Here is a 14,060-nt window from a genome sequence, read left to right on the forward strand (position 1 = left end):
TGTACTGTAACCACGCTAAAAATCCGGCATATTTGTGTTAGTGCTGTCAAATGTAGTATAAATATTGCGCTGAATGCACAAATAATGTCAGGTAAGGATCCGTATGAGTAAATTGGATAAAGATCAGGTTGTTGCCGAGTTTACCGCAGCCTATCAAGCCGCTTTTGGTAAAGCGCCGCAGTTAGAGCAAAAACCAGGCTGGTTTAGTGTCGATGGTGGTAAAAATATTCGTCTGGCCGAACTCGCTGAGCTTGGTGCCAGCTATGGCGCTGCAGACGCTAAACCTGCCGCAGCAAAAAAAGCAGCGGCCAAACCCGCCGCGACAAAACCGGCAAAAGCCAAAACTGCTAAAGCTAAAAACAGTGGCGATGGCCAGTCTGCCGCGGTAGTGTGGGCGGAACGTTTAGGTAACAAACAGCGTCAACCGCGCGGTTGCCGTTGAGAATAGCGTTAGTCTGGCTGTGTTAATGCAGCCAGACGCGTTTTTGCCTCTATCCACTGCCCCATAAATTTAGTACTACGATAAGCATGATGCCTGAGCATCAGGCCGGTAAAGTTGTGTTGCCGGTGTTCCGCCAACGCAGCTGCTGTCTGGGTTAATTGCTGCCAAATTCTCGCCTGGTGTTGTTGCAACGCAAATTTTTGCTGCACTAACTGGTACCCATGCTGCTGCGCCTGCTGCCACAGCTCGTGCTGTTGATACAACTGCACTGCTGCATCGGCGATGCCCTCTGCCGTATCAGCAATAGCGCCACCCCAAGCCTGGTGCTCCAGTTGCATGCCTTCGGCGCCGATACGCGTGGTAACATTAGGGGTACCGCAACGCATAGCGTCAAGTAGCTTGCCTTTTAATCCGGCACCATAGGCCAGTGGTGCAAGACATACCCGTGCTTGTTGCAGTACCTTTATCGCATCCTCTGCCCAGCCTTTTATGCAAAACCCGTCACGCTCATTATGCAAGGCCGTGGCTTTAGGTGGTGGATAAGCGCCATAAATATGCAGCTGCGCCTGCGGCAGCTGTGAGCGGATTAAAGGCCAAATCTGCTGTTTTAACCACAATACTGCCTGCCAGTTAGGCGCATGACGAAAATTGCCGATAGCAATAAAATGTTGCCGCTGTGCATAGCTAAGCGCACTTTCTGCCGTCGGCTGGTCCAGTAAAAACGGGCAGTAACATAGCAACGATGCCGGTAGCTGATAATGCTGTTGTAACAGCTGCATTTCAAACTCAGAAATGACCAGCGTGATATCGCAACGATAAATCGCGGCGATTTCCCGCATCGCAAGTTCAGAATTCAATGCCTGGGCATCAACAGGCACTTTGGCATTAAAACAGCGCTGACGGGCATCACGTAACGCATGACAGTCTTCCATGTCCAAAATACGCAATGCCTGTGGGCACGCTTGCTCTACCCGCCAGCCAAACTGCTCTTCGAGCATAAAACGATCAAACATCACCGCTTGTGGGTTAACGCTAGCAAGCCAGTATTCGAAACTACTGTCATTAAGCGCGATCTTGTGTTCACTGATGCCCAGCGCCGATAGCGGATAACGGTGCGGCCCCTGCTCTGCCGCGCTGGCAAACATCACCCGCCAGCCCTGCGCCAGATACAGTTTAAGCAAACTCAGCATCCGGGAACCTGCCGCAGATGAATTCGGTTCAGGCCAGACATAGCCAATGACAATCAACAAAGGGGCAGCGTTCAACAGCAAGCTCTCCACAAGCAAAACGGCATTTTACCTACAATTTGCTCTGCGCAACAACTTGGTGCTCATGCGACTCATGCTAAGATATCACCAACTAACCGCCGGAACGTTTACATGACCACCACACACTATTCCGCAGTCGAAGAAACACTGCATGCATTAAGTCATGGCGCAGGCGCACTGCTGAGCCTGATTGGCCTGATATTAATGCTAACGATAACCTTGCCGCTAAACGACAACTGGTATCTGGCCAGTAGCCTTATTTATGGTTTAAGCCTGCTGTTACTGTACAGCAGCTCAACCTTGTATCATGCCATTTCGCAAGCCGACATAAAACGACGGCTACGACAGCTCGATCACGCGGCGATTTTTATCCTGATCGCCGGTACCTACACTCCTTTTACCCTGCTTAATTTACGCGACAACTGGGGCTTGCCACTGTTCGCGCTTATTTGGGCAGTCGCCCTGGCGGGTGTCATTATTGAGTTAGCAACCGGCCTTAAATATAAAAAGCTATCACTGGGCTTATATCTGGGGATGGGCTGGCTGGTCATTATTGCCATTGAACCGATGCTAAATCATGTTGCCACCGGCGGCTTATTACTTTTACTCGCCGGTGGCTTAAGCTATTCTTTCGGCACTCTGTTTTACGCTTGGAAAAGCTTATATCTGCACCATATGATCTGGCATTTATTTGTGTTGGCAGGCAGCGTACTACACTTTTTTGCTGTTTATTTGTATGCACTACAAGGCTAAAAAAACAGGCCGGAAGCGCCGGCCTGTTTGCTGCCATCAGTACTGATAGCTAAAGGTTACGCCACTAAAGGCAGTATAAGCACGAATACCAACATGCCAGGTACCGGCTTGCGGATTGTTAAAGGTACAGATTTCATTATTGCCGTTTAAATAGGGCCGACAGTTATAGGCTGTTGTCGTCGGCTGGCTACCATAACGTACATATAAGTCAGCATCACCGCTGCCACCTGAGATCTGGAAGGTGACGCTGGACACACCTGATGGGATCTGATAACTGCCTCTTAACCATTGACCGCTTGACGCAGACAGGTTAGGGAAAGTGGCACCGCCGCCGTCACCACCATCGCCACCATCACCGCCGTCACCCGAGCCATCACAACCGTTATTGGTCAAATAATCATGTGCAGCCTTGGCTTTTACAATACCCCAGCCATACGACGTATCACGCCCCGCCGCTCCGCGATCTTCGGCCGTAGCATTAAGTGCATTACGGATTTGCGCAGCACTACATTCTGGATGGTTACTCCACACCAGTGCGGCAACACCGGCAACATGAGGGGACGCCATGGATGTACCGCTGATGCTGTTATAACCGCCATTATTCCAGGTTGAATTTACGCTAACGCCAGGGCCGGCAATTTCTACCTGAGAGTTACGTTGTGAGAAGCTTGCCAGCGAACCACTGGAGTTCACGGCCGCAACCGATACTACTGCGTTGTAAGAAGCTGGATAGGAAAAGCTGGTATTACCGCCATTGCCCGCTGCCGCGACTAACAGCATGCCATTATTATAAAAGTTGTTCATTGCGGTGTTTTCAGTCTGGTTAGATGAACCGCCACCCAAACTCATATTCACCACTTTTGCCCCGGCGTTTTGGCAAGATTGAATACCCTGAACCAAATCTGACGCGTAGGTCCAGTTACCGGAGTTATTAAAAATTTTGACGATGTGTACCCCTGCCTGACCGGAGCCGATAGTGCCGACCACACCCGTATTATTATTCAGCGCCACCATAGTACCAGCGACGTGGGTACCGTGGCCATTACCATCTTCGTACCAGTTGCCATGGCCTGAAAACGAGTAACCAGTAACGCCTGAGCTTTGCAAATCTTCGTGATCATAGTCATAGCCAGTATCAATGACACACACTTTGGTATTACCTGCGCTGGCGTCACTAACCTGATTTGCCTGCACCATGGTAATGCCATAAGGTGTGGTTTGTGCCATCGGGCTGATCACATCCATCAGATAGCGTTTATGATCTTCTTCAATATATTCAACATTCGGATCGCTTTGCAGCATTCTGCGCTGTTTAGGCGTCAGCTCTGCGACACTGGCATGTACGGATTGTAAGTGTGACAGAGCATTCACATTTACCTTTTGTAGCACTTGCTGAGCCCTTGTAGTAGAAAACTGCGCGCGCTGACTACGGCCGTCTGCGCCCATAGTCGCGACCGGTTCTTTAAATTTTACGATGTATCGTGTAGCTTTATTGTCTGCCAGCTCCGCCAGGCTTAATTTAGGTTCTGGTTTTTTCATGCCTTCGGCAACAGCGACAGACGTCAGGCTTAACGCAAAACAACCGGCAGACGCTGCAGCCAGTACAGTGGTGATCTTTTTCATCTTAGTACCCTTGGTTAATTTTTATTGTCCGTGTTGTACGAGACGCATCCTGCCGCTCAATAATTAACCAACTTAAACCCAGACATCTATTACAAATTGATTATAAATTCATTACAAATTACTGAGATAACCCCAAATTAGATAATTTATATAACTTACAGAAACAAAACAGTTTTTTTGGGTACTGCTTTACATAAAATTACATCGGCAATTACGAGTGTAAACCGCTAAGGCTATGCTGTTTGCATAAAACCTCAGACCACTCAGCCGCCAGTCTGGCTGGCTTAAGTTGACGTTAAACACGGGTGTATCCGCCAAGCTTTACAGCGCACAACAGATTAAATGCCGGCCGCTACTTTCGCTTGGGGTTGCATTCTTTTAGAATCGCCTCCATTACCGATTTTACTTAAGTTGTCCCGGAGAATTACATGTCTGACGTCAAACATAGCCGCCTGCTTATCTTAGGTTCTGGCCCGGCTGGCTATACTGCTGCGGTGTATGCCGCCCGCGCTAACCTGAACCCGGTTTTAATCACCGGTATGCAGCAAGGTGGCCAGTTAACCACCACCACTGAAGTAGAGAACTGGCCAGGTGATGCCCACGGTTTAACCGGTCCGGCGTTGATGGAACGTATGCGCGAGCACGCTGAAACCTTTAATACCGAAATCGTGTTTGACCATATTCACACCGTAGATCTTAAGCAGCGGCCCTTTACGTTAACCGGCGACAATGCGGTATATAGTTGCGATGCGCTGATCATTTGTACCGGAGCCTCGGCAAAGTATCTTGGCCTGCCTTCTGAGCAAGCCTACAGTGGCCGTGGCGTGTCAGCTTGCGCTACCTGTGATGGCTTCTTTTACCGTAACCAGAAAGTGGCTGTAGTTGGCGGCGGTAATACCGCTGTCGAAGAAGCACTGTATTTGTCAAATATCGCTGCAGAAGTCCATTTGGTGCACCGCCGCGACAGTTTTAAAGCAGAAAAAATTCTGGTCGACCGTTTAATGGCCAAAGTGGCCAGCGGGAACATTGTACTGCACACCCACCGCCAGTTGGATGAAGTGTTAGGCGATGACATGGGTGTAACCGGCATAAGGTTAAAGTCGACTCAGGGTGAAGCAGACGAAGAACTGGCATTGCAGGGCGTATTTATTGCCATTGGCCATAAACCCAACACCGATATTTTCGCCGGTCAGTTGGACATGAATGGCGGCTACCTGAAAGTACAAAGCGGTTCTGAAGGTAATGCCACTCAAACCAGCGTGCCAGGTGTATTTGCTGCCGGTGATGTGTCTGATCATATCTATCGTCAGGCCATTACCTCAGCGGGTACTGGTTGTATGGCGGCGCTGGATGCAGAACGCTACCTGGATGCGCTAAGCAAATAACGTCGGTTGTGGCCATATACCTGCCGGAATTAAGCGCGCACGATGTCAGCTTTCCACCGCTGTCCCGTGCGCTTGATGACCCCGATGGTTTACTGGCCATGGGGGGGGATTTGTCGGTGCAGCGCTTGTTAAGTGCCTACCAGCAAGGGATCTTTCCCTGGTTTAGCGAAGGCGATCCACTGTTATGGTGGAGCCCATCAGTACGGGCGGTGTTCCCGCCCGATACACTCAGCCTGAGTCGCACGTTAAAAAAGCAAATCCGTCGTCATCAGCTGCATTTTAGCGTCAACAAGGCCTTTGTCAGGGTAATAAAGCAGTGTGCTGCACCGCGGGCTAAACAGCCTGGCACCTGGATATTACCGGCCATGCAGCAGGCATATACTGAACTTCACCGTCAGGGCCATGCCCACAGCGTAGAGGTATGGCAACAGGATACCCTGGTTGGCGGCTTATACGGTGTACAGATTGGCAGCCTGTTTTGCGGCGAGTCTATGTTTAACCTGATGCCCGATACTGCCAAATTGGCACTGCTGGCGCTGCAATGTCATCTTAAGCAAGCGGCTGCTGGCTGGATAGACTGTCAAATGCCTAATCCGTTTTTACTGCAGTTGGGCGTGCAACCGTTGCCGCGTCCTGACTACATCAAGCTATTAACAAGGTTACGCCAACAACCTATGCCAACAGCACACTGGGCTGCCAGAGACTTTAGCCTGGATGATAACAATGGCTGAGCTGCGTTTTGGCCTGAGCGCGCCGGCGCCGTGCAGTTACCTGAGCCAGCAACAAGAACAGCTGGTATTTTTACTGCCAGAGCAACCGCTAGACGCCGCGCTATACCAACAACTGCTGCAGCTTAACTTTCGCCGCAGCGGCGAGCAGGTGTATACACCACATTGCCCCACTTGCCAGGCTTGTCAGTCGGTACGTATTACACCGACACAATTCAAACCAAGCCGCAGCCAACGCCGTTTACTGCAAAAAGCAGCGCGAGTGTCCTGGCGTTACCAACTGGATGATAAGCTTAGCCAGGACTACTACGCCCTGTTTGCCGCTTACATCGGCCATAAACACCAGGATGGCAGCATGTATCCACCGGCACCTGAGCAACTTAATAGCATGCTGAACTGCTCCTGGTTAAAGGTGCGGCTATTAAAACAATATTATAATGACCAATTGGTGGCGTTAACGATAGTAGATGAAACTGACTTAGCATTTTCTGCCGTCTATACTTTTTATCAGCCGGCCGTCAGTCGGTTTTCACCCGGCATATTAGCCGTGTTGTACTTAATACAATGTGCAGCACAGCAACAAAAAGACTGGCTTTACCTGGGCTATCAAATTGATGAGTGCCAGAAAATGGCCTATAAGGCCGCATTTTTGCCACAACAGCGATTTATTCAGGGACAATGGCACTCATTTGGCTAAAAAAGCGCATGTCGCTTTACTTATGCTGATGATTTCGGCACAATCTGCGCAGTTTTTTTATGGTTCACCCAATTTTAAGAGGCAAGTGCGCTGAATGGCGAAGGAAGACGTAATTGAAATGCAAGGTACCATTTTGGATACCCTGCCAAATACCATGTTCAAAGTTGAACTGGAAAACGGCCATGTCGTTATCGCTCATATTTCAGGTAAAATGCGTAAAAACTATATCCGTATTTTAACCGGCGATAAGGTAACCGTAGAATTAACACCCTATGACCTGACTAAAGGCCGTATCGTGTTCCGCCAGCGTTAAGCCGGCTATTTGCAGTATGCCAGATAACACAAACCCGGCCTAAGCCGGGTTTACTGTTTTTTTCTGGGAGCTGTTAATCGGTCAGGGCCGCTTCCTCGGTTGTTTGATAGGCAAAACTCAGTTGATCATTTTGCAAATCGATCCGGACATCACCACCGTGTAACAAGCGACCAAACAGAATCTCATTTGCCAGTGGTTTTTTCAGTTGTTCCTGAATTACCCTGGCCATTGGTCGTGCGCCCATCGCATGGTCATAGCCTTTGTCAGCCAACCACTGCCTGGCAGCAGATGTTAACTCCATCGATACCTGTTTTTTGTCCAGCTGCACCTGCAGATCACAAATAAACTTATCGACAATTTGCAGAATAATGTCCGCCGCTAAATGTTTAAACCAGATAATACCGTCCAGCCGGTTGCGAAACTCCGGGCTAAAGGTACGGTTAATTTCTGATAACGCATCATGGCTGTGATCCTGCTGTTTAAAGCCGATCGACTTACGAATAGTTTCCTGCACCCCGGCATTAGTGGTCATCACCAGTACCACATTACGAAAATCAATTTTGCGGCCGTTATTATCGGTCAAAGTGCCGTGGTCCATCACTTGCAGCAAAATGTTGTAAATATCGCTATGTGCTTTTTCAATTTCATCCAGCAACACGACCGAATACGGATGTTTCGATACCGCATCTGTTAACAAGCCACCTTGTTCAAAGCCAACATAACCCGGCGGTGCACCGATTAACCGGCTAATAGCATGGCGCTCCATATATTCTGACATATCAAAACGCAGCAGCTCTACCCCCAACGCTTTTGCCAGTTGTTTCGTCACTTCGGTTTTGCCCACACCGGTTGGGCCGGCGAACAGGAAATTACCTATCGGTTTTTCTTCATTGCCCAGACCAGAGCGTGACAGGCGGATAGCTGCCGTCAGCACTTCTATTGGCTCATCCTGACCAAACACCACCAGTTTCAGGTTGCGATCTAAATTGGCCAGCACGTCTTTATCCGACGCTGATACCGATTTTTCCGGAATGCGCGCCATTTTAGCAATAACATGCTCAATCTCCGGCACGTTAATCACTTTGCGCCGTTTAGAAGAAGGCAATAACCGCTGACTTGCGCCGGCTTCATCTATCACATCAATGGCTTTGTCCGGTAAATGTCGCTCGTTAATATACTTAGCGGACAACTCCGCTGCCGCCCGGATTGCCTTTTGTGTGTAACGCACATTATGGTGCTGCTCGTAACGCTCTTTTAAGCCCAGTAAAATACGGGTGGTATCTTCCACACTGGGTTCAGCCACATCGATTTTTTGAAAACGTCGTACCAGCGCCGTGTCTTTTTCAAAAATACTTTTAAATTCCTGATAGGTGGTCGAGCCCATACAGCGCAAACGGCCACTGGACAGTAACGGCTTAATCAGGTTACTGGCATCCATTACGCCGCCTGACGCGGCACCGGCGCCAATGACAGTGTGAATTTCATCGATAAACAGGATGGCGTCTTTTTCCCGTTCCAATTCTTTTAGTAAAGACTTCAGCCGCTTTTCAAAGTCACCCCGGTATTTAGTTCCTGCCAGTAAAGCGCCCATATCCAGCGAGTAGATGGTGGCATTGGCAATTACCTCTGGCACCTCATTGTGCACAATACGGTAGGCTAAGCCTTCAGCAATAGCCGTTTTGCCAACACCGGCCTCACCGACCAACAACGGGTTATTCTTTTTACGCCGGCAAAGCACCTGAATAGCACGCTCTACTTCATGCTCGCGGCCAATTAACGGGTCTATCTGGCCATTTTTTGCCTGCAAGTTTAAATTCGCGGTAAAGTTTTCCAGATACTTACTGTCATCGCTGACAGCATCTGTGCCTTCTTCCTGCACATGCTCATCGTGCTGTTCAAGTTTTTCGGTTTTGGTGACGCCATGTGAGATAAAATTCACCACGTCTAAGCGGGTAATATCGATTTTCTTCAGCAAATAAACGGCTTGAGATTCCTGTTCACTGAAAATCGCCACCAACACATTGGCACCGGTCACTTCAGACTTACCGGATGATTGTACATGGAACACGGCACGCTGCAGCACACGCTGAAAACCGAGCGTTGGCTGCGTGTCACGCTCTAACTCGCCTTCCGGCAGTACCGGGGTTGTAGAATCAATAAAACTGGCCAGCTCCTGCCGCAGCTTCTCAATGTTAGCGCCGCAAGAGCGCAGCGCTTCACCGGCAGCCGGGTTGTCCAGCAAAGCCAGCAGTAAATGCTCTACCGTCATATATTCGTGACGGCGCTCGCGCGCGAACCTGAAAGCCAAATTCAGAGTTAACTCAAGATCTTTATTTAACATACACCACTCCTAATCCACCTGAGTAACGACACCAGAATCATGCCAGGACTTACCTTAAGCGCGCTCCATGGTACACAGCAGCGGGTGCTGATGCTCTTTGGCATACTGCGTTACCTGCTGCACTTTGGTTTCCGCTATTTCAGCGGTAAAAACACCACAAACCCCTTTTCCTTCGTAATGCACTTTTAACATTACTTCTGTCGCCTGTTCATACTGCATATTAAAAAACCGGCTTAACACATCGATAACGAAATCCATCGGGGTGTAATCGTCGTTGTGCAGTACCACTTTATACATTGGTGGCGGAGCAACACGTTGCCGTGTCAACTCTTCCAAACCACCCTGTTGTACGTTGCTTTCTTTATTGCCGCTCATAAACTATAGCCACGCCTGCGTATTCCATCAAAGGAGCTTTGAGTTAATTATTGGTAAAATTTTAGTTTAATTTTGCAAATAACTTGACTGTATGCTCAAATTATCTACATTAGTTGTTGGGATCACTAACAATCCCGCCACTGAAACTAAGAATACAGAATTTAGCTAACTTAGAGAAGGAAGTAAGTTGTATGGCTACCGGTAAAGTAAAATGGTTCAATAATGCCAAAGGATTTGGATTTATTCGTGAAGATGGCCGTGATGAAGATATCTTTGCTCATTATTCAACCATTAGCATGGATGGCTACCGCACGCTAAAGGCCGGACAGGATGTCGAGTTTGACCTGTCTGAAGGCCCGAAGGGCTTACACGCTGTGAATATTAAAGTGCCCGGTGATCTGACAGAGTAAATATTCGCTTAGCGTAAAGCGTAATACGAAAAGAAAAAAGCAGGCGTTTCGCCTGCTTTTGCTTATTGGTTTTTCGCTGAATTACGCGTTAGCTAGCGCCTGATTAAAGGTTTGGCTGGGCCGCATGGCCTTAGACACTAATTCTGGGTTTGGCCGGTAGTAGCCACCAATGTCGACGGCTTTACCCTGAGCACCGTTTAGCTCTGCCACTATCGCCGCTTCCTGCTGCTGTAAGGTCGCTGAGAGTTTAGCAAAACGCGTTTGTAACTCACTATCAGCTGTTTGTGCTGCTAATGCTTCGGCCCAGTACAGCGCCAGATAGAAATGGCTGCCGCGGTTATCCAACTCACCCAGCTTACGCCGTGGTGACTTGTCGTTATCAAGGAACTTAGCGGTAGCGGCATCCAACGCATCAGCCAGTACTTTCGCTTTTGCATTGCCCGTCACCTGGCTTAAATGCTCAAGAGAAGCGGCTAAGGCTAAAAACTCACCCAGTGAATCCCAGCGTAAGTAATTTTCTTCGATAAACTGCTCAACGTGCTTAGGTGCTGAGCCGCCAGCGCCGGTTTCAAACAAACCACCGCCGTTCATCAGCGGCACTACAGAGAGCATCTTAGCGCTGGTGCCAAGCTCTAAAATAGGGAATAAATCGGTTAAATAATCCCGCAGCACGTTACCAGTGACCGAAATCGTATCCAGCCCCTGCTTCATTCGCTGCAGTGATAAACGGGTCGCTTCTACCGGTGATAAGATCTGAATATCCAGACCACTGGTATCATGCTCTTTTAAGTAGCCCTGTACTTTAGTGATCAGCTGCGCATCATGGGCACGTGCACTGTCTAACCAGAATACCGCCGGGGTATTACTTAAACGAGAACGATTTACTGCCAGTTTTACCCAGTCGCGAATTGGTGCATCTTTTACCTGGCACATGCGCCAGATATCGCCTTGCTCAACCGCATGCTCAAACACAACGTCGCCTTTGCTGTTTAGCACCTGTACTTTACCATCAGCCGCAATTTCAAAGGTTTTATCGTGTGAGCCGTATTCTTCCGCTTTTTGTGCCATCAGGCCGACATTGGGCACCGAGCCCATAGTGCGTGGGTCAAAGGCACCATTCTTTTTACAAAATTCGATGGTTTCCTGGTATACACCGGCATAGCAGCGGTCCGGGATCATCGCTTTCGTATCTTTAAGCTTACCATCCGGGCCCCACATCTGGCCTGAGCTGCGGATCATTGCCGGCATAGAAGCATCGATAATCACATCGCTTGGTACGTGCAGGTTGGTAATGCCTTTATCAGAATTTACCATCGCCAGCGCCGGTTGTGACGCATAGCAGGCGTTAATATCCGCCAGCACGGCGGCCTGCTGTGGCTGCGGCAAGGTTGCTACTTTGGCGAACATATCACCGGCACCGTTATTAACGTCAACACCCAGTTCAGCAAACAGCGCTGCGTGTTTGTCAAACACCGGTTTAAAGAACTCCAGCACCGCATGACCGAACATAATGGGGTCTGACACCTTCATCATGGTGGCTTTTAAATGTAATGATAACAACACATCTTGTTGCTTCGCTGCAGCGATTTCCTGCTGATAAAAGGCACGTAGCGCCTTTTTGCTCATTGTGGCGGCGTCAACCACTTCACCGGCCAATACCGCGACGTTATCTTTGAGCACTGAGACAGAGCCGTCTGAGGCGACTAACTGAATTTTCAGCACGTCAGCATCGGCAAAAGTGGTTGATTGCTCACTGCCATAAAAATCGCCCTGGCCCATATGCGCCACATGGGATTTAGATTCTGCTGACCAGGCGCCCATACTATGTGGGTTTTTCTTCGCGTACTGTTTAACAGAAGCCGGTGCACGGCGGTCAGAATTACCTTCACGCAATACCGGGTTTACCGCACTGCCTTTAATTTTGTCATAGCGCGCTTTAACATCGCGTTCTTGTTCCGTTTTGGGCTCAGCCGGATAATCGGGTAACGCATAGCCTTGCTGTTGCAGCTCTTTGATTGCCGCTTTTAGCTGTGGAATAGACGCACTGATATTGGGCAGTTTAATAATATTTGCTTCTGGCTGATTGGCCAGTTCACCCAGTTCAGTCAAGGCATCAGCAATACGCTGCTCTGGCGTCAGGAAATCTGGAAAGTTGGCAATAATGCGGCCAGAAAGAGAAATATCACGGGTTTCTACCGCAATACCCGCCGCAGCAGAGAATGCCTGCACTATCGGCAGCAACGAATAGGTTGCCAATGCTGGCGCTTCATCCGTTTCAGTGTAGATAATTTTTGCAATTTCTTTTGACATGTTAGTTCCTGTAATGTGTTTGCGAACGACTGACAACTAAAGGCCAGTTCGCACCTTCATCCGGGCGATATTGATGTTTTAAACGCACTTGTTGCAAAGCGGCGCTAGTATAGCAGCATGACATTCAATAAAATAGGCAACGGTCTTTGCCGCTAATGCTATGGCTATCATGCAATTTACACCCGATACAGGGTGGTGTTAACTAATGCTGACAGTCTCTGTCACACGAACAAATGCTACGAACTTCAGAGATAAAACAACAGTGAAACCCGAGCGTACCAAACAGAAATTGCACCATAATCCATATGTGAAAAAACACAATGCGACCAAAGTCTCAAATCCCCAGCTGGTATTGTTTAACAAACCTTTTGATGTGTTATGTCAATTTACCGATAACAGTACGCCCCGACGCGCAACCCTGGCTGACTATATACCAATAGCCGGTGTCTATGCCGCGGGCCGGCTTGACCGTGACAGTGAAGGTTTACTGCTACTAACTAACTGTGGCAAAACCCAGCACCGGATCAGCGACCCCATGCACAAAATGGCCAAAACTTACTGGGTGCAGTTGGAAGGCGATATCAGTGATGCAGCGCTGCAGCAACTGAGTGATGGTGTACCGCTAAATGATGGTCTGACAGCACCCGCTAACGCACAGCGAATTCCCGCTCCGGATATCTGGCCGCGCCAGCCGCCGGTAAGACAACGTCTAAATATTCCCACCTGCTGGATAAGTCTGACCATCACTGAAGGCCGTAACCGTCAGGTAAGAAGGATGACCGCTGCGGTGGGTTTCCCTACCCTGCGATTGATACGGGTCCAAATTGGCCCCTGGCGATTGGATAATTTAGCCCCGGGCGAGTATAAGCAACTGTCGCTGACCTAGGCAGTGGCGTTTCCCCTTTTGATAAAAGGCAGCAAAACAACATGAGCAGAGCACAGTTACACCTTACCGTGGCAGCGATAGTGCAGTTTGAACAAAAATTTTTGCTGGTAGAAGAAACCGACAAACTAAGCAAACAGCGTGTATTAAACCAACCTGCCGGCCATGTTGAGCAAAATGAAGATCTGCTTAGCGCCGTGCAACGTGAATTATACGAAGAAACCGGATTGTTACTTACGCCAAGTGCCTGGTTGGGGATCTCGCAGCTAAAAGCCAGCAATGGTCACCGTTATGTAAGGGTCAACTTTGTGTTTGAACCCACAAGTCTGCCAGAACACCATCAACCGCAGGACAGTGACATACTGGCACTGCACTGGCTCAGTGCCAGCCAGCTGCAGCACAGCGCGCTGCCACTGCGCAGTGCTTTGGTCAGTGATGCCATTCAGTTATATCAGCAAGGTGTTCGTCTGCCGCTAAACCTTATTCAGCCAGCGCGATAACATGCGCAGCTGATAAATTTCATGTATAATCC

At 49.0% G+C, this 14,060-nt stretch carries 14 protein-coding genes; 9 read left to right on the plus strand and 5 right to left on the minus strand.

Annotated elements, in window-relative coordinates; translation table 11 throughout:
* Positions 1 to 103: 103 nt before the first annotated feature.
* Positions 104 to 442 (plus strand): hypothetical protein, encoded by a 339-nt coding sequence (locus EYB30_RS15455; RefSeq protein ID WP_166839847.1) that lies wholly within the window; start codon positions 104 to 106, stop codon positions 440 to 442.
* A gap of 8 nt (positions 443 to 450) precedes the next feature.
* Here EYB30_RS15455 and EYB30_RS15460 read toward each other — a convergent pair whose 3' ends face one another.
* Positions 451 to 1,632 carry a glycosyltransferase gene (locus tag EYB30_RS15460; RefSeq protein WP_166839849.1) on the minus strand — a complete coding sequence of 394 codons (1,182 nt, stop codon included), beginning with the start codon at positions 1,630 to 1,632 and terminating at the stop codon, positions 451 to 453.
* A 189-nt stretch (positions 1,633 to 1,821) separates the two neighbouring features.
* On the opposite strand from EYB30_RS15460, the gene trhA reads away from it, so the two are divergent.
* Positions 1,822 to 2,463 carry a PAQR family membrane homeostasis protein TrhA gene (trhA, locus tag EYB30_RS15465; protein ID WP_166839851.1) on the plus strand — a complete coding sequence of 214 codons (642 nt, stop codon included), beginning with the start codon at positions 1,822 to 1,824 and terminating at the stop codon, positions 2,461 to 2,463.
* A 36-nt stretch (positions 2,464 to 2,499) separates the two neighbouring features.
* On the opposite strand, the gene EYB30_RS15470 is transcribed toward trhA, so the two are convergent.
* Complete coding sequence (locus tag EYB30_RS15470; RefSeq protein ID WP_166839853.1) at positions 2,500 to 4,086, minus strand: S8 family serine peptidase; 1,587 nt, start codon at positions 4,084 to 4,086, stop codon at positions 2,500 to 2,502.
* 428 nt (positions 4,087 to 4,514) lie between these two features.
* Between EYB30_RS15470 and trxB the strand changes: the two genes are divergently transcribed.
* The 4 genes from trxB to infA all read left to right on the plus strand — a co-directional run bounded on the left by trxB (position 4,515) and on the right by infA (position 7,209).
* Positions 4,515 to 5,471 carry a thioredoxin-disulfide reductase gene (trxB, locus tag EYB30_RS15475; RefSeq protein WP_166839855.1) on the plus strand — a complete coding sequence of 319 codons (957 nt, stop codon included), beginning with the start codon at positions 4,515 to 4,517 and terminating at the stop codon, positions 5,469 to 5,471.
* An 8-nt stretch (positions 5,472 to 5,479) separates the two neighbouring features.
* Positions 5,480 to 6,202 (plus strand): leucyl/phenylalanyl-tRNA--protein transferase, encoded by a 723-nt coding sequence (gene aat / locus EYB30_RS15480; protein ID WP_166839857.1) that lies wholly within the window; start codon positions 5,480 to 5,482, stop codon positions 6,200 to 6,202.
* Complete coding sequence (locus tag EYB30_RS15485; RefSeq protein WP_174978757.1) at positions 6,195 to 6,896, plus strand: arginyltransferase; 702 nt, start codon at positions 6,195 to 6,197, stop codon at positions 6,894 to 6,896. Before aat ends, EYB30_RS15485 begins: the two co-directional genes overlap by 8 nt.
* Before the next feature lie 94 nt (positions 6,897 to 6,990).
* Positions 6,991 to 7,209 carry a translation initiation factor IF-1 gene (infA, locus tag EYB30_RS15490; RefSeq protein WP_008610216.1) on the plus strand — a complete coding sequence of 73 codons (219 nt, stop codon included), beginning with the start codon at positions 6,991 to 6,993 and terminating at the stop codon, positions 7,207 to 7,209.
* A 73-nt stretch (positions 7,210 to 7,282) separates the two neighbouring features.
* On the opposite strand, the gene clpA is transcribed toward infA, so the two are convergent.
* Entirely contained in the window at positions 7,283 to 9,550 is a 2,268-nt protein-coding gene (clpA, locus tag EYB30_RS15495; protein WP_166839859.1) for an ATP-dependent Clp protease ATP-binding subunit ClpA, read from the minus strand.
* 54 nt (positions 9,551 to 9,604) lie between these two features.
* The gene (gene clpS, locus EYB30_RS15500; RefSeq protein ID WP_166839861.1) at positions 9,605 to 9,925 is read right to left on the minus strand and encodes an ATP-dependent Clp protease adapter ClpS; all 321 of its coding nucleotides are present in this window, start codon (positions 9,923 to 9,925) and stop codon (positions 9,605 to 9,607) included.
* 191 nt (positions 9,926 to 10,116) lie between these two features.
* Here clpS and cspD point away from each other — a divergent pair, with 191 nt between their 5' ends.
* Positions 10,117 to 10,335, plus strand: a complete 219-nt coding sequence (cspD, locus tag EYB30_RS15505; protein WP_008218396.1) for a cold shock domain-containing protein CspD — start codon at positions 10,117 to 10,119, stop codon at positions 10,333 to 10,335.
* 81 nt (positions 10,336 to 10,416) lie between these two features.
* Here the strand turns inward: cspD and EYB30_RS15510 are convergent, their stop codons facing one another.
* A complete protein-coding gene (locus tag EYB30_RS15510; RefSeq protein WP_166839863.1) occupies positions 10,417 to 12,645 on the minus strand; it encodes an NADP-dependent isocitrate dehydrogenase in 2,229 nt (742 codons plus the stop codon).
* Positions 12,646 to 12,952: 307 nt separating this feature from the next.
* On the opposite strand from EYB30_RS15510, the gene EYB30_RS15515 reads away from it, so the two are divergent.
* Together EYB30_RS15515 and EYB30_RS15520 are read left to right on the plus strand one after the other, a co-directional pair.
* Positions 12,953 to 13,531, plus strand: coding sequence for a pseudouridine synthase (locus EYB30_RS15515; protein ID WP_241698057.1), 579 nt, complete (start codon positions 12,953 to 12,955; stop codon positions 13,529 to 13,531).
* A 41-nt stretch (positions 13,532 to 13,572) separates the two neighbouring features.
* Positions 13,573 to 14,028 (plus strand): NUDIX domain-containing protein, encoded by a 456-nt coding sequence (locus EYB30_RS15520; protein ID WP_166839867.1) that lies wholly within the window; start codon positions 13,573 to 13,575, stop codon positions 14,026 to 14,028.
* Positions 14,029 to 14,060: the final 32 nt, after the last annotated feature.

Origin of the sequence: Rheinheimera pleomorphica (assembly GCF_011634895.1) — a bacterium.
In the GTDB taxonomy this organism is placed as follows: Bacteria; Pseudomonadota; Gammaproteobacteria; order Enterobacterales; family Alteromonadaceae; genus Alishewanella; species Alishewanella pleomorphica.